This window comes from Kutzneria sp. CA-103260 (assembly GCF_018263855.1).
In the GTDB taxonomy this organism is placed as follows: Bacteria; Actinomycetota; Actinomycetes; order Mycobacteriales; family Pseudonocardiaceae; genus Kutzneria.
This window is the reverse complement of record NZ_CP073318.1, coordinates 5,947,915-5,972,276: the sequence shown is the minus strand read 5'-3', so window position 1 is coordinate 5,972,276 and position 24,362 is coordinate 5,947,915. Positions and strand designations below refer to the sequence as shown.

21 protein-coding genes and 1 tRNA gene are annotated in these 24,362 nt (G+C 70.1%); 10 read left to right on the top strand and 12 right to left on the bottom strand.

The window, feature by feature from the left end; all coding sequences use genetic code 11:
• Nucleotides 1-100 precede the first annotated feature (100 nt).
• A tRNA-Leu gene (locus JJ691_RS26105) sits at nucleotides 101-176 on the bottom strand.
• A gap of 166 nt (nucleotides 177-342) precedes the next feature.
• On the opposite strand from JJ691_RS26105, the gene JJ691_RS26100 reads away from it, so the two are divergent.
• Nucleotides 343-954 (top strand): ANTAR domain-containing response regulator, encoded by a 612-nt coding sequence (locus tag JJ691_RS26100; RefSeq protein WP_211762279.1) that lies wholly within the window; start codon nucleotides 343-345, stop codon nucleotides 952-954.
• On the opposite strand, the gene JJ691_RS26095 is transcribed toward JJ691_RS26100, so the two are convergent.
• Nucleotides 947-2,383, bottom strand: coding sequence for a hypothetical protein (locus JJ691_RS26095; protein ID WP_211762278.1), 1,437 nt, complete (start codon nucleotides 2,381-2,383; stop codon nucleotides 947-949). The genes JJ691_RS26100 and JJ691_RS26095 overlap by 8 nt on opposite strands.
• Before the next feature lie 627 nt (nucleotides 2,384-3,010).
• Between JJ691_RS26095 and JJ691_RS26090 the strand changes: the two genes are divergently transcribed.
• The 5 genes from JJ691_RS26090 (at nucleotide 3,011) to JJ691_RS26070 (ending at nucleotide 8,511) form a co-directional block, all read left to right on the top strand.
• Nucleotides 3,011-4,231 (top strand): branched-chain amino acid ABC transporter substrate-binding protein, encoded by a 1,221-nt coding sequence (locus JJ691_RS26090; RefSeq protein WP_249227018.1) that lies wholly within the window; start codon nucleotides 3,011-3,013, stop codon nucleotides 4,229-4,231.
• Between the two features lie 86 nt (nucleotides 4,232-4,317).
• Nucleotides 4,318-5,235, top strand: a complete 918-nt coding sequence (locus JJ691_RS26085) for a branched-chain amino acid ABC transporter permease (RefSeq protein ID WP_249227017.1) — start codon at nucleotides 4,318-4,320, stop codon at nucleotides 5,233-5,235.
• On the top strand, nucleotides 5,232-6,947 hold the full coding sequence (locus tag JJ691_RS26080) for a branched-chain amino acid ABC transporter permease (protein WP_211762277.1): 1,716 nt from the start codon (nucleotides 5,232-5,234) through the stop codon (nucleotides 6,945-6,947). The genes JJ691_RS26085 and JJ691_RS26080 overlap by 4 nt, the downstream gene beginning before the upstream one ends.
• On the top strand, nucleotides 6,944-7,756 hold the full coding sequence (locus JJ691_RS26075; RefSeq protein ID WP_211762276.1) for an ABC transporter ATP-binding protein: 813 nt from the start codon (nucleotides 6,944-6,946) through the stop codon (nucleotides 7,754-7,756). The genes JJ691_RS26080 and JJ691_RS26075 overlap by 4 nt, the downstream gene beginning before the upstream one ends.
• Complete coding sequence (locus tag JJ691_RS26070; protein WP_249227016.1) at nucleotides 7,753-8,511, top strand: ABC transporter ATP-binding protein; 759 nt, start codon at nucleotides 7,753-7,755, stop codon at nucleotides 8,509-8,511. Before JJ691_RS26075 ends, JJ691_RS26070 begins: the two co-directional genes overlap by 4 nt.
• A 95-nt stretch (nucleotides 8,512-8,606) precedes the next feature.
• Here the strand turns inward: JJ691_RS26070 and JJ691_RS26065 are convergent, their stop codons facing one another.
• Entirely contained in the window at nucleotides 8,607-9,005 is a 399-nt protein-coding gene (locus JJ691_RS26065; RefSeq protein WP_211771716.1) for a hotdog fold thioesterase, read from the bottom strand.
• Between the two features lie 80 nt (nucleotides 9,006-9,085).
• Between JJ691_RS26065 and polA the strand changes: the two genes are divergently transcribed.
• Entirely contained in the window at nucleotides 9,086-11,788 is a 2,703-nt protein-coding gene (gene polA, locus JJ691_RS26060; protein WP_249227015.1) for a DNA polymerase I, read from the top strand.
• A 58-nt stretch (nucleotides 11,789-11,846) separates the two neighbouring features.
• Here the strand turns inward: polA and JJ691_RS26055 are convergent, their stop codons facing one another.
• Nucleotides 11,847-13,184 (bottom strand): aminotransferase-like domain-containing protein, encoded by a 1,338-nt coding sequence (locus JJ691_RS26055; protein WP_211762274.1) that lies wholly within the window; start codon nucleotides 13,182-13,184, stop codon nucleotides 11,847-11,849.
• Between the two features lie 62 nt (nucleotides 13,185-13,246).
• Here JJ691_RS26055 and JJ691_RS26050 point away from each other — a divergent pair, with 62 nt between their 5' ends.
• The gene (locus JJ691_RS26050; protein ID WP_211762273.1) at nucleotides 13,247-13,858 is read left to right on the top strand and encodes a DJ-1/PfpI family protein; all 612 of its coding nucleotides are present in this window, start codon (nucleotides 13,247-13,249) and stop codon (nucleotides 13,856-13,858) included.
• Between the two features lie 41 nt (nucleotides 13,859-13,899).
• Here the strand turns inward: JJ691_RS26050 and JJ691_RS26045 are convergent, their stop codons facing one another.
• From JJ691_RS26045 to JJ691_RS26025, 5 genes are all read right to left on the bottom strand, one after another.
• Nucleotides 13,900-14,490: a TetR/AcrR family transcriptional regulator gene (locus tag JJ691_RS26045; RefSeq protein WP_211762272.1), complete on the bottom strand. Its 591-nt coding sequence runs from the start codon at nucleotides 14,488-14,490 to the stop codon at nucleotides 13,900-13,902.
• Entirely contained in the window at nucleotides 14,487-16,415 is a 1,929-nt protein-coding gene (locus JJ691_RS26040; RefSeq protein ID WP_211762271.1) for a YhgE/Pip domain-containing protein, read from the bottom strand. Before JJ691_RS26040 ends, JJ691_RS26045 begins: the two co-directional genes overlap by 4 nt.
• Nucleotides 16,412-17,074: a hypothetical protein gene (locus tag JJ691_RS26035; RefSeq protein WP_211762270.1), complete on the bottom strand. Its 663-nt coding sequence runs from the start codon at nucleotides 17,072-17,074 to the stop codon at nucleotides 16,412-16,414. Before JJ691_RS26035 ends, JJ691_RS26040 begins: the two co-directional genes overlap by 4 nt.
• Nucleotides 17,075-17,182: 108 nt before the next feature.
• On the bottom strand, nucleotides 17,183-18,172 hold the full coding sequence (locus JJ691_RS26030) for a GNAT family N-acetyltransferase (protein ID WP_249227014.1): 990 nt from the start codon (nucleotides 18,170-18,172) through the stop codon (nucleotides 17,183-17,185).
• A complete protein-coding gene (locus JJ691_RS26025) occupies nucleotides 18,106-18,945 on the bottom strand; it encodes a class I SAM-dependent methyltransferase (RefSeq protein ID WP_211762269.1) in 840 nt (279 codons plus the stop codon). Before JJ691_RS26025 ends, JJ691_RS26030 begins: the two co-directional genes overlap by 67 nt.
• Nucleotides 18,946-19,137: 192 nt before the next feature.
• Between JJ691_RS26025 and rpsA the strand changes: the two genes are divergently transcribed.
• A complete protein-coding gene (gene rpsA, locus JJ691_RS26020; protein ID WP_211762268.1) occupies nucleotides 19,138-20,607 on the top strand; it encodes a 30S ribosomal protein S1 in 1,470 nt (489 codons plus the stop codon).
• Between the two features lie 135 nt (nucleotides 20,608-20,742).
• On the top strand, nucleotides 20,743-21,933 hold the full coding sequence (gene coaE / locus JJ691_RS26015; protein ID WP_211762267.1) for a dephospho-CoA kinase: 1,191 nt from the start codon (nucleotides 20,743-20,745) through the stop codon (nucleotides 21,931-21,933).
• A 163-nt stretch (nucleotides 21,934-22,096) separates the two neighbouring features.
• Here coaE and JJ691_RS26010 read toward each other — a convergent pair whose 3' ends face one another.
• The 3 genes from JJ691_RS26010 to JJ691_RS26000 form a co-directional block, all read right to left on the bottom strand.
• Nucleotides 22,097-22,615 (bottom strand): DUF402 domain-containing protein, encoded by a 519-nt coding sequence (locus JJ691_RS26010; protein ID WP_211762266.1) that lies wholly within the window; start codon nucleotides 22,613-22,615, stop codon nucleotides 22,097-22,099.
• A gap of 140 nt (nucleotides 22,616-22,755) precedes the next feature.
• Nucleotides 22,756-23,304, bottom strand: a complete 549-nt coding sequence (locus tag JJ691_RS26005) for a DUF402 domain-containing protein (protein ID WP_211762265.1) — start codon at nucleotides 23,302-23,304, stop codon at nucleotides 22,756-22,758.
• Nucleotides 23,305-23,387: 83 nt separating this feature from the next.
• Nucleotides 23,388-24,038, bottom strand: coding sequence for a DUF4232 domain-containing protein (locus JJ691_RS26000; RefSeq protein ID WP_211762264.1), 651 nt, complete (start codon nucleotides 24,036-24,038; stop codon nucleotides 23,388-23,390).
• Between the last annotated feature and the right edge of the window lie 324 nt (nucleotides 24,039-24,362).

Here is a 24,362-nt window from a genome sequence, read left to right as displayed (position 1 = left end):
TTGCGCGCAGCACTCACAGCCCCAAGGTTACTCGCACCCGGGGTCGCACCCAATGATCAACTAGTGATCCTTGTATTCGGCTGTCTCCCCTGGTCAGGGATGGTGCCCCCGGTCAGATTCGAACTGACACTGGACGGGTTTTGAATCCGTTGCCTCTGCCGTTGGGCTACGGGGGCTCGTGCAGGGGATCACTCTACGCGACGGGGGTGAGGGGGGTGGAGGCGGCCCCGGGGTGTAGGGCTGATCACGCCGTGGCTGGGGGTGGAGGGTGGGCGCACTGAGTAAACTGCGGTTTCGGTCCACTCGTCAGGGTGGATTCCTCGATCGCACAGGAGGACCGCGGTGACCCAGCCGGCTGCCGAGGCCCAGACGCAGGCAACTGCCCCGCAGCGTCGGGTGCTCGTCGCGGAGGACGAGGCGCTGATCCGGCTCGATCTGGTGGAGATGCTCCGCGAGGAGGGCTACCAGGTGGTCGGGGAGGCGGGTGACGGTGAGGAGGCGGTGCGCCTCGCCGGGGAGCTGCGCCCCGATCTGGTGATTCTGGATGTGAAGATGCCGAAGATGGACGGCATCGAGGCGGCGTCGGTGATCGCCAAGGAGCGGATCGCGCCGGTGGTGATCCTGACGGCGTTCAGCCAGCGGGATCTGGTGGAGCGGGCCCGGGACGCGGGGGCGATGGCCTACCTGGTGAAGCCGTTCGCGAAGCGGGATCTGGTGCCGGCGGTGGAGCTGGCGATGAGCCGCTTCTCGGAGCTGGCGGCCCTGGAGAACGAGGTCGCGAGCCTGACGGACCGGCTGGAGACCCGCAAGGTGATCGAGCGGGCCAAGGGCCTGCTGATGAGCGCCCAGGGCATGACCGAGCCGGAGGCGTTCCGCTGGATCCAGCGCACGGCGATGGACCGCCGCACGACGATGAAGGCCGTGGCGGAGGCAGTGGTCGACGGCATCAAGTGACGGTGACGTCCTTGAGGGTCGAGACGGGCGCCAACGAGCCGTCGACGGGGTATTCCCGCACGTCGACGGTGTGTTTGCCGGGGCTGAGGCTGCCGGCGGAGAACACGACGGTGTAGCGGCCGCCGAGGCCGGGCCCGTTGGTGTCGGTGGGCTGCCCGGCGGCGAGCTGCCCGTCGAGCCACACCTCGAAGCCGGCGACGCCGGTGACTTCCCGGGAGTAGCGGCCGTCGAGGGTCACGTCGAGCACGAGCCGACCGCCGTCCTGGCTGGAGTCGACCTTGACCAGCGGCACCTGCGACACGGGCGGGGCGGCCTGGAGGGCGGCGCCGGCGAAGCCCGGGGGAGTGCCGGTGGAGTGGATCTCCAGGTAGCTCTCGAGAATGGTGGCCTGCCCCCGATCCGACCGCAGCACGTACGGACTGAGCTGATCGGGCCCGTCGGCGCCGAACAAGGAAACCGGCAGGTCGGCGTAGACGGTGGTGACGGAGCCGGCGGGCACAGGACCGGGGACGGCCTGGACCACGGGGTAGCGCGAAGCGCCGAGTTGCACGGACAGGCCGGCGGGGTCGAGGTCGGCGGAGTCGGCCCGCACGGTGGCGACGTACCGGGCGGACGCGGCGCCGATGAGCGGCTTGCGGGAGATGCCGATGCCGGGGGCGAGGTCGGCGGGGCCCAGGGCCCGCACGGTGGCGGGCACGAGCGACACCTCGCTGACCGGCGAGGCGGGCGACGGGGGACCGGAGAAGCCGGCGGCGTCGACGAACACCCGGGATTTGAGCCCGGCCGGACCCTGGAAGCCGTACAGCACGTACGCGGACGTCCAAGACGGCACGACGCCGCCGAACCCGATCTCCTGCCCGTCCTCGAGCACGGTGATGCCGTCGGCGCGGAGCACGACCTCGAACAGGTGTGGCACGCCGACGCCGCGAGGCACGGCCACGGCGGGATGGGTGCCGGGCACCCGCGGCACGTCGTCGGCGGCGAGCACGCGGGCGCCCTGATCGTCCACGACGATCTGCACGGAGCCGGACGGCAGGGTGGGGCCGACCCGGTCGACGGGACCGGGACTGAGATCGACAGTTAGCTGACCGCCGGGTCCAGCCGCGTCGGTCACGACGGCTATTCGGCCCAATTCGCCATTCGACGCGAGTTCGATGCGCGATCGGGCCCGTAACACTGCCTGATCGGCACCGCATTCCAGGCCGATCAGGAGCCCGCCACCGCCGCTGCCTGCGTCGACGCAGCCCTGGTAGCCGGCCAGGTGCCAGCGCCTGGTCAGGGTGGCGACGTCGGAGAAGTCGTCGAACAGCCCGGTCAACGGCTTTTTCCACGAGTTGTCGGGAGTAGCCGAGGGCATCCCGGTGGTCTCCGCCGGGTTGGACCGCTTGCCGTAAGCGTCCACGGCGCGCACTTCGATCGAGTAGGACACGCCAGCCCGAAGTCCACCGAGCCACACTTCGGGCTGTATGGTCAGCATTGTGTGGTCCAGTTCGCCCCCGTGGCGCCAGGTCACCTCGTACCCCGATGCACCGGCATCGGCCCAGTCGGCGCGCAGTGCGCCGACTTCGGAAGTTACCCGCAGGTCGGATGGGGTCGTCGGTCCGTCGATTGGCTGCGGCACGAGAACGTTACGGTTGGTGAATCGGTCCACCCGCCTGATCTCCGAATTCGGGGCGGGTGGTGTGTTTTGGGTCTGCTGAAGCACCCGTAGCGTGACACCCCCGCTGACCAGCAGAAGGACGGCTCCCAGCGCAACCAGCAGACGTTTCGTCGGGGCCATTCGGGCATGGTAGGCGGGTACGTCGGGGCGAAGACAGGCCCGTTGCCGACTTGAAATCGGTATTTCCGTTCGATGTTGTTAGGTAAACAGTTGTGGCGTTGTGCGTCGGTATGGCAACGCAGGGTTCTCGCAACGTTGCGGTCTGGTCACGGAAAGGCCTAGCGCGATGACTGTGGAGCTCTGCATCGCCTAACTTCCGCGCAACCCCCAAATCAGACGGGGTCAGACGGTCGGTGCCTATCCACACCGCCGCGCAGCTCGGAGAAGGGACGTCACGTGCGTAACCGGACGGTGAAGGCCGCAGTGGTGGTGATGGCCGGTGCCTTGGCGCTGGCAGCCTGCGGCACGAACAAGACCGAGAGCGGCGGCGCCGCCAGCTGCGACGTCAGCAAGGGCACTCTCGTCATCGGCACGATCTCGCCGCTGAGCGGCAACCTGTCGGCGGTGGGCCTGGGCATCGAGCACTCGGCCGACCTGGCGGTGGCCCAGGCCAACGAGAAGTGCACGGTCAAGGGGTACAAGCTGAGCCTGGACGGCGAGGACGACCAGGCGACGCCGCAGACCGGCGCGCAGGCCGCCACCAAGATGTCCTCGGACTCCAACGTGGTCGGCGTGGTCGGCACGCTGAACTCCTCGGTGGCCCAGACGGTGCAGCCGATCCTGTCGGGCAAGAAGATCCCGATGGTCTCGCCGGCCAACACCAACCCGTCGTTGACCCAGGGCAAGGACCCGGCGAACGAGAAGCGCCAGTTCGACAACTACTTCCGGGTCTGCACCACCGACACCTTCCAGGGCCCGTACGCGGCTGACTACCTGGTGAAGACGGCCGGCAAGAAGAAGATCGCGATCATCCAGGACGGCAAGACCTACGGCCTGGGCCTGTCCCAGGCGGTCGCCGACCGCGTGACCAAGGACGGCGGCCAGGTCGTCGACAAGGAGCAGGTCGGCGAGAACGACACCGACTTCTCCGGCGTGCTGACCAAGGTCAAGGCGACCAGCCCGGACGCCATCTTCTACGGCGGCGAGTACCCGGCCGCCGGCCCGCTGTCCAAGCAGGCCGCCGGCCTGGGCCTGAACGTCCCGGTGATGGGCGGCGACGGCATCTTCGACCCGAAGTTCATCGCCCTGGGCGGCAAGGAGGGTGACCTCGCCACCTCCGTCGGCGCGCCGGCCGACCAGCTGCAGAGCGCGGCCCAGTTCATCAAGGACTACGCCGCGAAGAGCTACAAGGAGCCCTACGCCTCCTACGGCGCCTTCGCCTACGACGCGGCCAACGTGATCATCGCCAGCCTGGCCAAGACCCTGGGTGACAGCGGCACCTGGAGCGACACCCAGCGCGACGCCCTGATCAAGAACATCCAGTCGTACTCGGGCACCGGCGCCACCGGCCCGATCTCGTTCGACCAGTACGGCGACAGCACCAACAAGGTCCTGACCGTCTACCAGGTGTCCTCGGGCGACTGGAAGCCGGTCAAGTCCGGCAGCGCGGAGAGCTGAGCACTCGCTACTGACTGACTAGGCATAACAGCGGCGGGGGTGGGCGCCTCACGAGGGCCCCGCCCCCGCCGTCTATGGAGGTAGCAGTGGGAATTCTGTTGCAACAGATAACCAACGGGCTCATCTTCGGCGGGCTGATCGCCATGGTGGCGTTGGGTTACACGATGGTCTACGGGATCATCCAGCTGATCAACTTCGCGCACGGCGAGGTCTTCATGACCGGCGCCTTCGGCGGTCTGGCCACCTACACGTGGATCCTGCCCCCGGCCGTCCAGAAGATCTGGTACGTGGCGCTGCCGGCGATGCTGCTCGGCGGCGTCATCACCTCGGTGGTGATCGCCCTGCTGATGGAGCGCTTCGCGTATCGCCCGCTGCGCAACGCACCCCGGCTGGCGCCGCTGATCACGGCGCTGGGTGTCTCGGTGTTCCTGCAGGAGGTGGTCCGGGTCTGGTACCCGGGCGCGACCTCGGCGGTGCCCTTCCCGGGGCTGCTCGACTCGGTACCGCTGCACCTCGGCCCGATCACCGTCAAGCCGAGCGGCCTGCTGATGCTGGTCGTGTCGCTGGTGCTGGCGGTGGTCCTACAGACCTACGTCAACCGGTCCCGGATGGGCCGGGCCATGCGCGCCACCGCGCAGGACCCGGACACCGCCCGGCTGATGGGCATCAACCCGGACCGGGTGATCGTGCTGACCTTCGCCATCGGCGCGGTGCTGGCCGGCGTCGGCGGCGTGCTCTACGGCACCTACATCAACAACGTCGACAACTACATCGGCTTCCAGAACGGCATCTTCGCGTTCACCGCGGCCGTGCTCGGCGGCATCGGCAGCATCCGCGGCGCCGTCATCGGCGCGTTCGTCATCGGCCTGATCAAGAACCTGGCCGACATCTGGCTGCCCGGCGGCACCGCCTACGACTACGTGTGGATCTTCGTCCTGCTGATCGTGGTGCTGGTGTTCCGGCCGCAGGGTCTGTTCGGCGAGGCGGAAAGGGTACGCGCATGAGAACCGCGATCACACGTCCCCTCACCGCCGCCGGCAGCCTGCTGGTGATCATCGGGGCGCTGCTGCCGTGGGCCACCTTCGTGCTCAACGACGGCCCGTACCCGGACAAGGCGACGCTGGAGTTCTTCGACGCGCCCTTCGGCCTGAGCTCCTTCCGGCTGTACCTGGAGATCCTGGGCCTGGCCGGCATCGTGTTCACGTTCGTGCCGATCCGGGACCGGATCCGGGTGCTCAAGGCGGTCGGCTGGGCCGCGCTCGGCGTCGCCCTGATCAACACGCTGTTCATCGCCGGCGACGGCGGCGGCCTCGGCGCGATCACGATGGCCGACGGCGCGCCCGCCTTCGGCGGCATCGTGGCCGTCGTCGGCGGCATCCTGCTGGTGCGCGGCGCGTACTGGCTGCCGGCCGAGCCGCCGATCGTGCTCCGGCCGAAGCTGCCGTGGTGGGCGGAGTGGCTGATCCTGCTGGTGGCGTTCGTCGCGCTGCTGTTCCTGATCACCGAGACGCTGACCGCGGGCGGCCACAGCGGCGTCTCCGACCCGTACATCGGACCGCTGTTCCTGTCCTACCTGTGCGCGACCGGCGGCCTGATGGGCGTGCTGTGGGCGTTCGGCGTCACCAAGTGGATCTCGGACATGTCCGAGCGGCACCGGATCTTCAGCATCGCCGTGCTGGTGCTGTGCGCGCTGGCGGTGCCGTTCACCTCGGTGGGCAACGACTACTGGATGACGATCACCGCCAACATCGGCGTGTACGCCGCGACGGCGATCGGCCTGAACATCGTGGTCGGCCTGGCCGGCCTGCTCGACCTCGGCTACGTGGCGTTCATGGGCATCGGCGCGTTCGTCGCGGCCAACCTGTCCGGCGCCATCGCCTCCGAGTTCGGCATCCGGCTGCCGTTCCTGCTGGCCGCGATCTGCGCGGGCGTGGTGGCCGGCATCTTCGGCGCGGTGGTCGGCTCGCCGACGCTGCGGGTGCGCGGCGACTACCTGGCCATCGTCACGCTGGCCTTCGGTGAGATCTTCGTCCGCACCTCGCAGAACAACATCGGCGGCCTGACCGGCGGCTCCAACGCCATTCCCAACATCCCGGACCTGAGCCTGTTCGGGGCCCAGTTCAGCGACTCGCTGACCATCGGCGGCGTCCAGCTGCCGGCCGGTGTCCTCTACTACCTGCTGACCGTGCTGCTGGTGGCGCTGGTGATGCTGGTCTTCGGCAACCTGAAGAACAGCCGCATCGGCCGGGCCTGGATCGCGATCCGCGAGGACGAGGACGTGGCCCGGGCGATGGGCGTCAAGACCGGCAAGCTGAAGATCCTGGCGTTCATGACCGGCGCCACGCTGGCCGGCGTGGCCGGCGCGGTGTTCGCGCACAAGCTGGCCACCGCCTCGTACGACAGCTTCCAGTTCAACCAGTCGGTGACCCTGCTGGCCTCGGTCATCCTCGGCGGCATGGGCACCATCCCCGGCGCGGTGCTCGGCGCCGCGCTGCTGTTCGTGCTGCCCGAGGAGCTGCGGCAGTTCTCCGACTACCGCCTGATGTTCTTCGGCCTGGCGCTGGTGTTCATCATGCGGTTCCGGCCGCAGGGCCTGGTCGCCGACCGGCACCGGCGGGCCGAGCTGGCCGGGGAGAACGAGTCCGGCGAGTCATTGGACGACACGGCCCTCAAGGCGCCGGTCGCGGTCGGAGCCACCAAGGAGGCCGGCGCATGACCACCCCGGTGTTGCAGGCACGGGACGTGTCCATGGTCTTCGGCGGCCTGTCGGCGCTGAAGAACGTGTCCCTCACCCTGGACGAGGGCAAGATCGTCGGCTTGATCGGGCCCAACGGGGCCGGCAAGACGACCTTCTTCAACTGCCTGACGGGTCTGTACCGGCCGACGACCGGCCAGGTGCTGCTCAAGGGGCAGGTGCTGCCGGGCGACCCGGCGGCGGTCACCGACGCCGGTGTGGCCCGCACGTTCCAGAACATCCGGCTGTTCCCCAGCATGACCGTGCTGGAGAACGTGTTGCTGGGCCGGCACGTGCGGATGAAGCAGGGGCCGATCGCGTCCCTGTTCCACGGTCCGTCGTTCAAGCGTGGCGAGGCCGCGGCCCGCAAGCGGTCCCGCGAGCTGCTGGAGTTCGTGGGGCTGGCCAAGGTCGAGGACGAGCTGGCCCGCAACCTGCCCTACGGCGACCAGCGGCGGCTGGAGATCGCCCGCGCGCTGGCCACCGACCCGGCGGTGCTGCTGCTGGACGAGCCGACCGCCGGCATGAACCCGCAGGAGACCGAGGCGGCCCGGCAGCTGATCTTCCGGATCCGCGACCTGGGCGTGTCGGTGGTGGTCATCGAGCACGACACCAAGTTCATCTTCACGCTGTGCGACCAGGTGTCGGTGCTGGTGCAGGGCGAGCTGCTGGTCGAGGGCACGCCGGACGAGGTGCGCGGCGACCCGCGGGTCGTGGAGGCGTACCTGGGCAAGCCGCCCGAGGAAGTCGAGGCCGAGCTGCAGGCCGTGCAGGAGGGAGAAACGCCGTGAGCGAGCCGTCCGCGGCGCCCGGGGCGACCGCCACCACCCACACCCGACCGCTGCTGGAGGTCCGCGGCCTGTCCGTGGCCTACGGCGCGATCGAGGCGATCCGGGAGATCAGCTTCTCCGTGCAGGCGGGGCAGATCGTCAGCCTCATCGGCGCCAACGGCGCCGGCAAGACCACCACGCTGCGCACCATCTCCGGGCTGCTGCGGCCCAAGCGCGGCGAGATCCTGTTCGAGGGCCGGCCGATCCACACCCAGCCGGCGCACGCCATCCTCGGCATGGGCGTGGCCCACTGCCCGGAGGGGCGGCGGCTGTTCCCGCGGATGAGCGTCGAGGAGAACCTGCTGCTCGGCGCGTACACCCGGTCCGACGACGGCGTCGCCGAGGACATGGAGCGGGTGTACGAGCTGTTCCCGGTGCTCGGCGAGCGCCGGCAGAACAAGGCCGGCCTGTTCTCCGGCGGCGAGCAGCAGATGCTGGCGATCGGGCGGGCCATGATGTCCCGGCCGCGGCTGCTGATGCTGGACGAGCCGTCGATGGGCCTGTCGCCGATCATGACCCAGCGCATCTTCGACACCATCCGCAACCTGCGCGACCTGGGCACCACGGTGCTGCTGGTGGAGCAGAACGCGCTGGCCGCGCTGGCCCAGTCCGACTACGCCTACGTGGTCGACCTGGGGCGCACCACGCTGGAGGGCACCGGCCACGAGCTGCTGGCCGACCAGCGGGTCCGCGACGCCTACCTCGGCGAGAGCTGAACCACCCGCGAGTCCCGCTCTCAGGCAAACATGTGTCGAGTTCCGGAACTCGACATTCAGTTGCCGGAGAGCGGGACTCGCGGGGTTTCACACCATCAGGTGGTCTTGGCGCCGGTGGCCTCGCGGATGGCGCAGGTGAGGCGGGACGTGCAGACCCGCTTGCCGGCCTCGTCGGTGATCACGATCTCGAACGAGGACATGGTCCGCCCCACGTGCAGCGGCGTGGCCACGCCGGTGACGACGCCGTCCACCGCGCCCCGGTGGTGGGTGCAGTTGAGCTCCACGCCCATCGCGATCCGGCCTTGGTCGGCGGCGTGCATGGCTGCGGCGATCGAGCCCAGGGTCTCGGCCAGCACGGCGCTGGCCCCGCCGTGCAGCAGCCCGTACGGCTGCCGGTTGCCGGCGACGGGCATGGTGCCGACCAGCCGGTCCCGGTTCCAGTCGACGACCTCGATGCCCATCTTGGCCGGCAGCTGCTCGGGCAGCGCCGCCATCTCGTCGGCCCGGGTCTGCGCGGTGTCGGTCACCGGCACCTCCAACTCCTATGTCAGACCCTCACCCTAGACTCGCCCCCGTGAACCAGCCGGCAGCCCATCATGACCACCGTCTCCTGCTGCTCGACGGCCACTCGCTGGCCTACCGGGCGTTCTTCGCGCTGCCCGCGGAGAACTTCAAGACGACGACCGGGCAGACCACCAACGCGGTCTACGGCTTCACCTCGATGCTGATCAACCTGCTGCGCGACGAGAAGCCCACCCACCTGGCGGTGGCCTTCGACGTGTCGCGCAAGACCTTCCGCACCGAGGCCTACGCGGAGTACAAGGCCAACCGGTCGGCCACCCCGGACGAGTTCCGCGGCCAGGTCAGCATCGTGCAGGACGTGCTGGGCGCGCTGGGCATCCCGGTGCTGACCAAGGACAACTTCGAGGCCGACGACATCATCGCCACGCTGACCACGCAGGCGGCCGGGCAGGGCTACCAGGTGCTGATCTGCACCGGCGACCGGGACGCGCTGCAGCTGGTCACCGAGCAGGTGACGGTGCTCTACCCACGCAAGGGCGTCTCCGACCTGACCCGGTTCACGCCGGAGGCGGTGGAGGATAAGTACAACCTGACGCCGCGGCAGTACCCGGACTTCGCGGCGCTGCGCGGCGACCCCTCCGACAACCTGCCCGGCATCCCCGGCGTGGGTGAGAAGACCGCGGCCAAGTGGATTCGTGAGTTCGGCTCGCTGAACGACCTGGTGGACCGGGTCGACGAGGTCAAGGGCAAGACCGGCGACGCGCTGCGGGCCAATCTGTCCAACGTGCTGCTCAACCGGCAGCTCACCGAGCTGGTCAAGGACGTGGAGATCGGCGTCGTCCCGGACGACCTCGCGGTGCAGCCGTGGGACCGGGACCAGGTGCACCGGCTGTTCGACGACCTGGAGTTCCGGGTCCTGCGGGACCGCCTGTTCGCCACGCTGAGCAGCGCCGAGCCGGAGGCCGACGAGGGCTTCGACGTGACCGGCGGGGCGATCGCCGCCGGCGAGCTGGCGACGTGGCTGGAGCAGCACGCCCGCACCGGCGAGCGGGTCGGCATGGCGTTCAAGGGCACGTGGGGCAGCGGCACCGGCGACGTCGAGGGCATCGCGCTGGCCACCTCGTCCGGCGAGGGCGGCTACCTCGACGCCACCGCCCTGACCGAGGCCGACGAGCAGGCGCTGGCCGCCTGGCTGGCCGACGAGAAGGTGGCCAAGGCCGGGCACGACTTCAAGGGCCCCGAGCACGCGCTGCGGGCCCGCGGCTGGGACCCGCGCGGCTGGACCAGCGACACCGCGCTCGCCGCGTACCTGGTGCGGCCGGGCCAGCGCTCGTTCGAGCTGGACGACCTGGTGCTGCGCTACCTGAAGCGGGAGCTGCGGGCTGAGGAAGGCGTCGACGACGGCCAGCTGTCGCTGCTGGCCGACGAGGCCGCCGACGCCGAGGCCGCGGCCAAGGCGCAGATCGTCAAGGCCAAGGCCGTGGCGGAGCTGGCCGACGCGCTGGACATCGCGCTTGAGGAGATCGGCAGCCGGCAGCTGCTCGACGAGCTGGAGCTGCCGCTGCTGGGGGTGCTGGGCGAGCTGGAGGAGGCCGGCATCTGCGTGGACGTCGAGCACCTCACCGAGCTGGAGGCGCACTTCGCCGCGCGGGTCAAGCAGGCCGCCCAGGACGCGTACTCGGTGATCGGCAAGGAGATCAACCTCGGCTCGCCCAAGCAGTTGCAGGTCGTGCTGTTCGAGGACCTCGACATGCCCAAGACCAAGCGCACCAAGACCGGCTACACCACCGACGCCGAGGCGCTGCAGACGCTGTACGAGACCACCGAGCACCCGTTCCTGGCCCACCTGCTGGAGCACCGGGACGCCACCCGGCTCAAGACCACTGTGGACGGTCTGCTCAAGTCGGTGGCCGACGACGGCCGCATCCACACCACGTTCAACCAGATGATCGCGGCCACCGGCCGGCTGTCCTCGACCGAGCCCAACCTGCAGAACATCCCGGTGCGGACCGAAGAGGGCCGCCGGATCCGGCACTCGTTCGTGGTCGGCGCCGGCTACGCCGAGCTGATGACCGCCGACTACAGCCAGATCGAGATGCGGATCATGGCGCACCTGTCCGGCGACGCCAGCCTGATCGAGGCCTTCAACACCGGCGAGGACCTGCACACCTACGTGGCCTCGCAGGCGTTCTCGCTGCCCATCGAGGAGGTCACCGGCGAGCTGCGGCGGCGGGTCAAGGCCATGACCTACGGCCTGGCCTACGGCCTGTCGGCGTACGGCCTGGCCCAGCAGCTGCGGATCTCCAACGACGAGGCCCGCGAGCAGATGGACGCCTACTTCGCCCGCTTCGGCGCGGTGCGCGACTACCTGCAGGCCGTCGTGGTCAAGGCGCGGGCGGACGGCTACACCGAGACCATCCTCGGCCGCCGGCGCTACCTGCCCGACCTCAACAGCGACAACCGCCAGCGCCGCGACATGGCCGAGCGGATGGCGTTGAACGCCCCGATCCAGGGCAGCGCCGCCGACATCATCAAGGTGGCCATGCTCGGCGTGCACAAGGCTTTGCGGGAGGCCGGGCTGCGCAGCCGGGTGCTGCTCCAGGTGCACGACGAACTCGTGCTGGAGCTGGCCGAGGGCGAGCACGCCCAGGTGGAGGCCCTGGTCCGGGAGAACATGGGCAACGCCTACCAGCTCGCCGTCCCCCTGGAGGTCTCCGTCGGCTACGGCCGCACCTGGGACGAAGCCGCCCACTGAGTTTTTGCCGCGCGTTCCGCGCGGGGCGAGGCCGCTCGTGACCGGTGCCTCGCGTTGGTTAGCGGTGGATGTCGTCCTCCACCGCTAACCGGACCGTGGTCAGCGTGGGCCGGAGGTCGGCGACCGGGATCGACCCCAGGGCCAGCCGAAGGGCCTGGGGCGCCGGGTCGGTCGCCGCGAACTGCTCGGCCGTGGACACGGAAATGTGTTGCCGCTCAAGGGAAGCCGCGATGCGGTCGGCCCGGGCCGGCTCGGCCAGCGGCAGCCACAGGAAGTACGACGACGGGTGGCCGCGCACCGGCAGCCCGGCGAAGACGTCGCGGGCGATGGCCTGCCGCATGTGGGCGTCGGTGCGCTTGTGGGCCTCCAGCCGGTCGACGGTGCCGTCGTCGAGCCAGCGCCGTACGAGCGCGACGTTGAGGGCCGGCGTGTTCCAGGTGGTCGTCCGGATCACCCGCTCCACGTCGGCGACCCGATCGGTCGGCGCCACCACGAAGCCGACCCGTAGGCCGGTGGCGACGCTCTTGGACAGGCTGCTCACGTAGATCGTGATCTCGGGCGCCCGCGCGGCCAACGGCGGCGGGCTGTCCTCGGCCAGATAGGCGTAGGCCGCGTCCTCGATGATCACCAGCCCGTGCCGGCGGGCGATGGCCACCAAGCGTTTCCTCTTGGCCAGACCCAGAACCCAGCCCAGTGGGTTGTGCAGCGTCGGCATGGCGTAGACGGCACGCACCGGCCGCCGCCGGCACAGTTCCTCCAGGGCATCGAGATCGGGGCCGTGCGCGGTGACCGGCACTGCCGCCAGTTCCAGTCCCAACGTGTGCGCGAGGATCTTGAAACCCGTGTAGGTCAGGGCGTCCACCGCCACCACGTCCCCGTGCCGCAGGAACGACATGACCGCCGCCGCGAGGCCGTGCTGCGCCCCGCTGACGATCAGCACCTGCTCCGCGTCCACCGTCAGGCCCCGTCGCCGCAGGTGCCGGGCTACCGCCGTTCGATCCTCCAGGCGGCCGGCGTGGGGCTGGTAGTGCAGCAACGACTCCAGGTCGCCGGCCGTGGCCAGCTCGCGCAGGGTGTTGCGCAGCAGGTCCGCCTGGCCCGGGATGGCCGGGTAGTTGAATCTCAGGTCGACCGCGTCGGCCGCCACCGCCTGCTCATCGATTCCTTGCCCGGCAAGCAAAGCCGTGTCGCGGACGAAGGTGCCGCGGCCCTGCTCCCCGGTCACCAGGCCCATCGCCGCCAGCTCCGCGTAGACCCGCGACGCCGTCACCAGCGCGATGCCCTCCCGGGCCGCCAGCTCGCGATGCGTCGGCAGCCGCGTCCCCACCGGCCACCGCCCCGCCCGCAGCTGCGCCGCCAGCTGGTCCACCACCCGCTTGTACCGAGGGGTCCGCACCGGCCGATTGTATCCATGACAATTCCTCGACTGTCCTGGATCGCCGTCCCTACGCTGCCGGCATGCACATCGCGATCCTCACCTTCGACGGTTACAACGAACTCGACTCCCTGATCGCGCTCGGCATCCTCAACCGGGCCGACCGGCACGACTGGCGGGTGTCCATCGCCAGTCCCACGCCCACGGTCCGCTCCATGAACGGCGTTGTCATCGAGGCCATGGCGACCCTCCAGGACGCCTGCGCCGCCGACGCCGTCATCGTCGGCAGTGGCTCGAAGACCCGTGAGGTCATCGAGGACCCCGGGATCATGGCCGTCCTCCGCGGCCTCGACCCGTCCCGCCAGCTGATCGCCGCCCAGTGCTCCGGCACCCTCGTGCTGGCCAAGCTCGGCCTGCTCGACGGCGTCCCCGCCTGCACCGACGACCGCACCAAGCCCTGGGTCCTCGCCGCCGGCGTCGACGTCGTGGCCAAACCCTTCTGCGCCAACGGCAACGTCGCCACCGCCGGCGGCTGCCTCGCCTCGCACTACCTGGCCACCTGGCTCATCACCCGCCTGGCCGGCGAACAGGCCGCCATCGACGCCCTGAGCTACGTGGTTCCGGTGGGGGAGAAGGAGGAATACATCGAACGGGCCCTGCGCAACACCGCGAGTCCCGCTCTCGTGCAACCATAAAACCGGTTCATGCTTGCCCGAGAGCGGGACTCGCGAGGGGTTCAGCGTTGCGACACACCTCGCACCAGCATGAGCACGGAGTCGCGGACTTCGCGCTGGCTGCGCTGGCGCTGGAACACCTGCCAGTCGAGGGCGACCACGAGCAGCGTGCCGAACAGGGCCGCCGAGGCGGTGCCAACCGGAACCTCTGGCGGTAAAGCGCCGACGTCGGCCCGGCGTTGGACGACCTGGCGCACGATGGCCACGATGTCATCCCGCAGCAGGCTCAGGGTCCCGTGCCACTGCCCGGGGGTACGCCACATCTCGCTGACCAGCAGCTGCGCGAAGGCGGGGTACTCTGCGAAGAAGCCCAGCGCCCCGTCGACGAGGGCCTCCAGGGCGTCGCCGGTGTCGTCGACCTCCTCGGCGGCCCGCAGCCGCGCGGCCAGCAACTCGACGCCGTGCCGGAGCAGGGCGTCGACCAGACCGTCCTTGCTGCCGAAGTTGTAGTACACGGTCCCCTTGGCCACGCCCGCCTCGGCGGCGATCTCGTCGACGGTCACGCCGGCGGCCCCGCGCTCGCCGACGAGGCGGAGCGCGGCGTCGAACAGCTTCTGCTTCGTCGCCGAGGTACGGGCGGGCCGGGGGTTCACAGCACGAGTTCCGGCTTGAGGCGGGAGGGCGTCCACACCCTCTGCTTGTACGCGGCCAGTGCCGACAACGCCAGCCCCACCACGAGATAGCCGCCGATCACCGACAGGTCGATGCCGAGGCTGTCCAGCGAGCCGCCGTAGAGCAGATGCCGCAGCCCGTCCACCACATAGCCCAGCGGCAGCGCGATGTGCAGCGGCTGCAGCGGCGTGGGAATGGTCTGCCACGGGAACGTGCCGCCGGCGGTGGTCAGCTGCAACACCAGCAGCACCAGCCCGAGGAACTTGCCGACCGCGCCGAGCAGCGCGTTCAGGCCGTGCAGCATGGCGGTGAAGGCGAAGCCGGTGAGGATCAGGAAACCCAAGGTGCCCAACGGGTTCGACGGGTGCACGCCGACCAGCGTGGTCACCACGGCGAACAGCAGCACCACCTGGAGGAAGCTGAGCAGCGCGGCCGGCAGCCAGCCGCCCAGCGCCACGATGCCGGGCCGCTGCCGGGCCGCCAGGGCCCGCCGGGACAGCGGGCGCAGCAGCAGGAACAGCACGAACGCGCCGATCCAGGTGGCCAGGCCGAGGAAGAACGGGGCGAGGCCGGCGCCGTAGGTGTCGGCGGTGGCCTGGCCGACGGCCTGCACGGTGACCGGGTCGCCGATGGTGTCGGCGGTCTTGGTCGGGTCGTTCGGGTCCGGGATTTTGCCGACGCCCGCGTTCAGGCCGTCCCGCAGCTGCGCGCTGCCGTCGGCCAGCTGCTTGGTGCCGCTGCTGAGCTGGGCGGCTCCGGCGGAGAGCTTGTCGGCCCCGTCGGTGGCGGTCTTCAGGCCGTCCCGCAGCTGCGTCGCGCCTGAGTCGGCCTGGGCGATGCCACTGGCCAGCTGCGGGGACGCCGCCGCGAGCTGCGACGCGCCGTCGGCCACCTGGCGCGACCCGGTGGCCAGCTGTTGGAGCTTGCCGTTCACGGTCTGGATCTGGCCGTTGGCGTCGTTGAGCGGCTTGCGGGCGTTGTCCAGCGCCGACAGCACCTGGTTGACCTGGTCCGGCGTCAGCCCGTCGGCCTGCAGTCGGGCCTGGATGTCGGAACGGACCCCGTCCAGGTTGTTGTTGAACGTCTGCGAGGCGGTGGCCAGGGCCGAGCCGCCGGCCGCCACCTGGGCGTTGCCGTCGGCGACCTGCCTGGCCCCGTTGGCCAGCTGCTGGGTCTGGTTCGGCAGGTTGGCGGTGTTGCTCTTGAGCAGGTCCAGGCCGGTGACCAGCTGGTTCGCGCCGTCCAGCAGCTTGTGCTGGCCGGCCGCGAGGTCGGAGCTGCCGCTGGCCAGCTGCTGCGCGCCGGTGTTGGCCTGGGCCGCGCCGTCGGCCAGCTTGGACGCCCCCTCCGCGGCCTGCAGCGTGCTGCTGCGGATCGTGGCGTACCCGGTGAGCAGCTGGTCGGCCGCGGTGGTGCCGACCTTCTTGGCCACCGCCGCGCGCACCGCGTCCACCACCTTGTCCGCGATCGTGCGGGCCAGGTAGTTGTTGGAGTCGTTGGTGGTCAGCTGGATGACGCCCTGCCGCGGCTGGTTCTGCGCCGGCGAGGTGAGCGCCTGGGAGAAGTCCTTCGGCAGCGTCAGCGCGAAGGTGTACTTGTTGTCCCGCACGCCGGCCTCGGCCTCGGCGTCGCTGACCCGGTGCCAGTCGAACTGCCCGCCCTGCAGCAGCTCGTCGGCCACCTCGTTGCCGGCGTTGATCTGCTTGCCGTTCACGGTGGCGCCCTGGTCGTCCACGACGAGCGCGACCGGCAGCGACTTGAGGTTGTTGTACGGGTCCCAGTTCGCGTACAGGTACATCGCGCCGTACAGCAGCGGCACCAGGACCAGCGCCGCGACGGCGAGTTTGGGCAGCTTGCCCGCGGTGATGCGGCGCAACTCGTTGGCCGCCAACCGGATGGGGCTCACTGGTCGTCCTCCTGAACCTGCATGAAAGCCAACGTGTCGGGCAGTTCGCGGTCGCCGAGGCGACCGGCCGGCAGGTCGAGCAGCCGGGCGGAGGTCTCGCTGCACAGCACGACCACGGCCAGGCCGTGCTCGGCCGCCTTGGACGCGGTGGTCCACCACGTCTGCGGGCCGGCGCCGTGCCGGTCGGGCAGCACGAGCACCAGCGCCTCGATGCCCGGGCGCTGGCTCGCGGCCTCCACCATCAGGCGGGTGCGGACCTCGGCCGGCACCGACTCGAAGCGGGTGTTGGCGTGGTCGCGGGAGTCGTGCTTGAGCAGCCAGTCGGCGACGGCCTTGCGGCTGGCGGGTTGCTTGGCGAACGCCAGCTCCTCGCCGATCACCGTGCCGAGGGGCAGCGCCTCCTCGGGGGCCGACACGTCCGGGGCGTCCACGATCGCGACCAGGCGGCGCAGGCCGTCGGCGTCGGCCTTGCCGTCCAGCAGGACCTCGCCGACGCTCGGCTTCATCCGGCCGCCCATCGCCAGCGCGAACGCGGTGTGTCCGGTGCCGGGCTCCCCGGCGACGAGGGCGAGTTCGCCCGTCCGCACACGCAGCGAGGTCGGCTCCAACAGCGGGCCGTGGGCCCCGTCGATGCCGACGCTCTGGACGTGGATCTCCACCGAGCCTCCTTGAACTGACTGGTCAGTTCAAATAGTGCGACAGGGGTGTGCCGAGCCGCAAGTTCGGACGACGTGATCTCGACCCTAGGGCGGGCCGGCGGCCCTCGCTCAGCGAAGCGCGCCCGCCGGGCGCACCTCCCACTGGGTCCACAGCGGCCGGTAGCCCTGCCGGGGCCAGAACACCGACGACAGCGGGTTCGGCGGGTTGTAGTGCAGGAAGTTGCCGACGGTTCGGTGGCCGGCGAAGTGATTGTGCACGACCGCCATCAGCTGCTGGCCGATGCCGGCCCCCCTTGCCCCCGGAAGCACCGAAAGACAGTTCACATAGCCCCACAGGCCGATCGGCAGCTGCCGGCTGCTCTTGGTGACCGGCGAGTTGGCGATCACGCCGGTCTCGGCCAGGCCCACCACCATGCCGTCCCGCTCGGCCACCCAGATGTCGTCGTTCAGGCCCAGCCGGCCGGCGATGGACGCCCGCCGCATCGGCTCGGCCTCCCGCCGCACGATCGCCGAGCCCACCATCGCCGAGTAGCGGACCTCGGCCATGGCCAGTTCCACCACGGCGTCCTCGTCCGACGCCAGGGCCGGTCGGATGTTCACGGTCAGCGAGGGCGGCCGGACCGTGTTCGGCGGCCGCACCGCCGTCACCGTCAGCGGCTGGAGGCCGTGATCGAGGAACACCCGGGTGCAGTCGACGTCCCGGCTCGGCCAGATCACGGTCGACGCCGTGTCCCAGCCGCGGTCGCCGACCCGGTCCAGCCACTGCCGGAAGGCCCGCAGCACCGCGTGCATGCCGGCCGCGCCGGTGTGGCCGATCAGTGGCTGCAACTCATAGGTGTCGGCGGCCGACCACAACCACGGCGGCATGCCCGGCTCGACCACCGTGTGCGCTATGACGCCGGCCACCCGGGAGCCGTCGGGCAGGGCCGCGCTGATCAGCTCGCCCGGCTCCGGCGGCGGCGCCGTGGGCAACACCCGGTCCAGCCGCGCGAAGCGCTCCTCCTGCGCGGCCAGCAGGGTGTCGGTGACCGTCATGCCGGCCGTCGGCAGCGGAAGATCGCCGTTCCCGGGAACAGCCGGCCGCGCAGTGGGCTCCACTGGCCCCACTCCCGCTCGTGCCCCTCCGGCCACTCCGGCTCGACCAGGTCCTCCAGCAGCAGGCCGGCCGCCGCGAGCTGGCGCACGTAGTCGCCGAGCGTGCGGTGGTGCTCCACGTACGTGGCGGCGCCGTCGCCGTCGACCTCCAGGTACGGGGTCCGGTCGAAGTAGGACTGCACGACGGTCAGGCCCATCGGCCCCGGGTCGTCCGGGAAGATCCAGCGCATCGGGTGCGTCACCGAGAACACCCAGGGGCCGCCCGGGCGCAGCACCCGGGCGACTTCGGCGAAGACCGCGCCCGCGTCGGCGACGAACGGCACGCCGCCGAACGCCGAGCAGGCGGCGTCGAACGACTCGTCGGCGAAGGGCAGCTGGTCGGCGCTGGCGCGGACCAGGGCCGGGTGCAGGTCGGTCGCCTCGTTGCCGGCCATCGCGTGGCGGAGCATGCCCGCCGAGATGTCGAAGCTGACCGCGTTGGCGCCCTGGGCCGCCAACCAGCGGCCGCAGGAGGCCGCCCCGCAGCCGACCTCCAGCACCGCGCGGCCGGTCACGTCGCCGAGATAGCCGGCGTCCGCCTCCCGCACACCCTCCGGGCACCAGACGAAGTCCGCGTCGCCGAGGAAGCCGCCGTGCTCGGCCTGGTAGTCGTCGGCATCCGCGTCCCACCAGGCGATACTCGCCTGCCGGGACTCCGCGCCGCCCACCTGGCGCTTGGCCGCGCCGGCCGTGCCGAGGAGATCTTCGGCCCCGGCGTACCGATCTAGCGTGCTCACACTGCTCCTTCTGGGGACCGGGTTTGCCCGGCCGTCACGGGCGCGCGTACGATATGGGCCGCGTAGTAGGTTCTGCGCTGCCCAGAACTTTGGACTCAGAGCTTCTTGACCATGGCCTGGAGTTTCGGTGGCGCACGCAGCTCGACAACTTCAGGCCCACTAAACCCAATCCGTACCGGAGCAACCCACCTAATGTCCACCGACACCACCATCGTCCCGGCTTCGACGACCCCGAAGCAGCAGATCGCCGTCAACGATATCGGCACGGAGGAGGACTTCCTCGCCGCTATCGACAAGACGATCAAGTACTTCAACGACGGCGACATCGTCGAGGGCACCATCGTCAAGGTCGACCGGGACGAGGTCCTGCTCGACATCGGTTACAAGACCGAAGGTGTCATCCCGTCGCGCGAGCTCTCGATCAAGCACGACGTTGACCCGAACGAGGTCGTCAAGGTCGGCGACGAGGTCGAGGCCCTTGTCCTCCAGAAGGAGGACAAGGAAGGGCGACTGATCCTCTCCAAGAAGCGCGCCCAGTACGAGCGCGCCTGGGGCACCATCGAGGCCCTCAAGGAGAAGGACGAGCCGGTCAAGGGCACGGTCATCGAGGTGGTCAAGGGCGGCCTGATCCTGGACATCGGCCTGCGCGGCTTCCTGCCCGCCTCCCTGGTCGAGATGCGCCGGGTCCGGGACCTGCTCCCGTACGTCGGCCGTGAGCTCGAGGCCAAGATCATCGAGCTGGACAAGAACCGCAACAACGTGGTCCTGTCCCGCCGGGCGTGGCTCGAGCAGACCCAGTCCGAGGTCCGCAGCGAGTTCCTCAACCAGCTCCAGAAGGGGCAGGTCCGCAAGGGCGTCGTCTCCTCGATCGTCAACTTCGGCGCGTTCGTCGACCTGGGCGGCGTGGACGGCCTCGTGCACGTGTCCGAGCTGTCCTGGAAGCACATCGACCACCCGTCCGAGGTCGTCGAGGTCGGCCAGGAGGTCACCGTCGAGGTGCTGGACGTCGACATGGAGCGCGAGCGCGTCTCCCTGTCGCTGAAGGCCACCCAGGAAGACCCGTGGCGCCAGTTCGCCCGGACCCACGCCATCGGCCAGATCGTGCCCGGCAAGGTCACCAAGCTGGTTCCGTTCGGCGCGTTCGTGCGGGTCGACGAGGGCATCGAGGGCCTGGTCCACATCTCCGAGCTGGCCGAGCGCCACGTGGAGATCCCGGAGCAGGTCGTCCAGGTCAACGACGACGTCATGGTCAAGGTCATCGACATCGACCTGGACCGTCGCCGGATCTCGCTGTCGCTGAAGCAGGCGAACGAGGGCTTCACCACGGAGACCGAGTTCGACCCCACCCAGTACGGCATGGCCGCCGAGTACGACGCCGAGGGCAACTACATCTACCCCGAGGGCTTCGACCCGGAGACCCAGGACTGGCAGGAAGGCTTCGACAAGCAGCGTGAGGAGTGGGAGCGCCAGTACGCCGAGGCGCACACTCGTTACGAGGCCCACATGAAGCAGATCGCCAAGGCCGCCGAGGCCGACGCCGAGGCCCAGGGGGAGACCAACTACTCCTCCGGCAGCACCGAGGCCCCGGCGCAGAGCGGCGGCACCCTCGCCAGCGACGAGCAGCTCGCGGCCCTCCGCGAGAAGCTCTCCGGCGGTGCGTGAGTAGTAGCTTGACGACAAGGGCCCCGCTCCAACCGGAGCGGGGCCCTTGCTTGTGCCGCGAGTCCCGCTCTCGGGCAAGCATGTGTTGAGTTCATGACTGCCCGAGAGCGGGACTCGCGATGGTTGGATGGCTCCATGCTGCAGATCGGGTTGACCGGTGGGATCGGGGCGGGGAAGTCGACGGTCGCGCGGCGGCTGGCCGAGCTCGGGGCGACGGTGGTCGACTCGGACCGGATCGCCCGCGAGGTGGTGGAGCCGGGCACGGACGGCCTGAAGGAGATCGTCGCGGCGTTCGGGACCGAGGTGCTGGCCGAGGACGGCAGCCTGAACCGGCCGGCGCTGGCGGCGAAGGTGTTCGGCGACGACGGGAACCGGGCCAAGCTCAACTCGATCGTGCACCCCCGGGTTCGGGACCGGGCGGTGGAGCTGACGAGCAAAGCCCCCGCTGACGGCATCGTGGTGCAGGACATCCCGCTGCTGGTGGAGAACGGCATGGCCCCGGCCTTTCACCTGGTCGTGGTGGTGGACGCGGACGTGGAGCTGCGGGTCCAGCGCCTGACGTCCAGCCGCGGCATGGACGAGAAGGACGTTCGGGCGCGAATCGCCGCGCAGGCCTCGGCGGAGCAGCGCCGTGAGGCGGCGGACGTGTGGCTGGACAACAGCGCAACCCAGGACGACGTCCGGGCCGCGGTGGACGACCTGTGGCACAACCGGCTGCTGCCGTTCGAGCGGCACGTCCGCGAGGCGACCTACCCGGACCGCGGCGGTCCGAAGATCGTCGACTACGACCCGGAGTGGCCCCGCGACGCCCGCCGCCTGATCGCCCGGCTCAAGCTGGCCGCGGGCGACAAGGCGCTGCGGGTCGACCACATCGGCTCGACCGCGGTGCCGGGCCTGGCCGCCAAGGACGTGATCGACCTACAGCTGACCGTGCGCAGCCTGGACGACGCCGACAAGCTGGCGGACGCTCTGTCCGGGGCTGGCTTTCCGGTGCTGCCGGACTTCACCCGGGACACTCCAAAGGCGACGGACCCGGACCCGGAGCACTGGCGCAAGCGCACCCACGCTAGCGCCGATCCGGGCCGCTGGGCCAACCTGCACCTCCGGGCAGCCGGCTCGCCGGGCTGGCGCTACGCGCTGCTCTTCCCGGCTTGGCTGCGGGCCGACGACGAGGCTCGCGCCGAGTACGAGGCGGTAAAACGTGAGGCAGCCTCGCGTTTTGCTGACATCCCGTCCTACGGCGTTGCCAAGGACCCCTGGTTCGCCCAGGCCGACGCCCGCGCCGAGGCCTGGGCGAAGCAGGAAGGCTGGCTCCCGCCGAACTGACGCCCCCTGACGCACGTGAGTGGCCCACTTGGCCTCCGGGTCAAGTGAGCCACTCACATGCGACGGACGAAGCTGGTCCCCGCCTAACGGAGCCGCAGGCGTGGCCGGGCGGGGATCGGCCACTGCGACTTCGCCCGGGACGCGCTACCGGGCGAGCAAGTCCTTACAGGGGCGGCCAGACGTCGAAGATGTCCAGGTGGTTCAGCCACGCGTTGAGGTCGTGGCGGAAGTGGCTGATCTCCTCGAGCGTCCGGTGCACGGTGCGCAGCGCCAGGTCGGCGTCCCCGGGGCGGAGCACCCGGCCGGCGACGGCGGCGGCGAACTCCTCGGAGCGCACGATGCGGGCGGTGGTGCCGCCCGGCACGGCCAGCCCTAGCAGCAGGTCGGTGGTGCGCCACGAGCGGGAGTCACGCTGCACCCGCACGGCGGTCAGGGTGCTCGGCGTCGGCCGGCCGTGCCGGGACCGCGAGCGCAGGTGGGTCAGGCGCAGGCCCAGGTCGGGCAGCAGCCAGGTGACCTCGCCGTCGGAGAACGGGTCCTCGGGTGTCGGACATTCCATCCGGAGTCCCCACCGTTCCACCTGGCATGTCGTCAGGTGCCTGGTGCCGCCGGACGAATAGCTCCGGACCCCGGTGAAGGTGTCGACGGTGTCGACCAGCTGCGGAGTGATGACCGTTCCCACGCGACCCGAGGGTAGCCCTAGGTGTTCGTGTGGTGACCGTCCGGGTCGATTCGTTACATCACGCATTGTGGCCGTTTGGATACCGAATGGGTTGCGAGAGTCCTGATCAGTCGAACGGCTCTTGACCTCGAATCCCGCCATCAGCTATTGGCCCAGGTGAGGTGAACGTCCTCGGCGGCCAGCCACCGCTGGATGTCGTAACCGTGCGCAGCGATCCCGGCCACCGCCCGGTAGGTGACCTCCAGGGCCGACTGGGCGTCCTGGGCGCTGAGCACACCCAGCCGGACGGCGGCCATCAGCTCGTCGGTGTCCAGCACCTCGACCTCACGGCCGGTGCGCACCAACAGGTCCAGGTAGAGGTCCACGGTCCGCCACACCCGCTCGCCGGGCTGCACGCGGACCACGTCGACGTAGAAGTCGAAGTCCCGCTCGTGTCCCGGCCACCAGCTCTGCTTGGTGACCCGCAGGCCGTGCCCTGGTAGCAGCCATGACTCGAAGTGCTTCAGCTTCGGGTGCCCGACCACGGCGCGCGACATGTAGAGGCCGTGTTCGGCGCGTCGGTACTCGTCGACCGCCCGCACCTGGCGCTTGGGGTCCGTGTTGGTCATCGCATCCACGTCGAACAGCTCGACCTTCGGCGGGTGGACGTGGGTCTCGGTCCGGACCTGGGTGGGCAGTTCGACGGTCATGCCGACATCGTGTGACCTGCGAGGCTCCGCTGCCATCCTCCGGCAGGGTCATATTCCGTCCGCTGCCGACCGGTGGCGTTCGGTCAACTCGTGGCGGAGGTGCCGACGCTGCTCACGGTGAGCAGCGGGCCGACGTTGCCGGAGCAGGTCGCGCCCGAGGTCGGCAGGAACATCGCGGCGGTCTCGTTCGGCGGGTAGACCCGCAGGCCGCGCACGTCGACCTGCTTGCACTGGTCGGCCGGGTAGGGGTCCGGGTTCACCATGACCAGGCCGGCGTTGGTGCTGCCGCCGGGACGGAGCGTGACGGCCGCGCCGAGGTTGCCGGTGCGGTTGGCGGCCAGGCCGACCTGCTGGCCGTTGTCGCCGGTCACGTAGGAGACGCCCGGGAAGCCCTGCAGCGTGCAGGTGCGCTGGCCGACATTGGTGAACTGGAGCGAGGTGTACGTCTTCTGCATCGCGTGGTCGGAGTCGTGCCCGAAGGTCAGTTTCAGCTCGCCCGACTTGCAGTTCGACGGATTGCTGGACACCACCTGCTGAGTGCCATTGCCGCCCGTTTGCGTCGAGCTTCCGCCGTTGTCGGAGGCCTGCGCGGTGGTGGTCGGCGCCGGCGCGCTGGTGCTGCTGTTCCCGCTGGTCGACGGGGTGATCGTGGCGCTGATCTGGGCACCTCCACAGGCGCTCAGCATGACCGCCCCGGCGGCGCAGACCAACCCGACAGCAATGGTGGAACGCATGAAAGAGCCTCCCGGTTCAACGGTGCGGCGAAATGGCGGATGAATATCGCCGTGCCGTGGTGGATCCGATACATGAAGGATGTTTGCGCGCCCATTAGGTTGGCGGGTAGTGATTTGGATCACGCGCACTGAACCTTGTCGACACGACAGCGCGAGGCCCCGCCGATGCTTCGCCTGGTTGGCGGATTTCGGCCGCCGCCACCCGACGTGCCTCACCAGGTAGCTGGATGCGGCGGGCGAAATCCGGCAAGGGCGAGGCATCGGCTACCCGGGGGCCGAGCCGCGCTGCCGAAGGCGGCGCCATGAAACTGTCAGGGGTGCGTC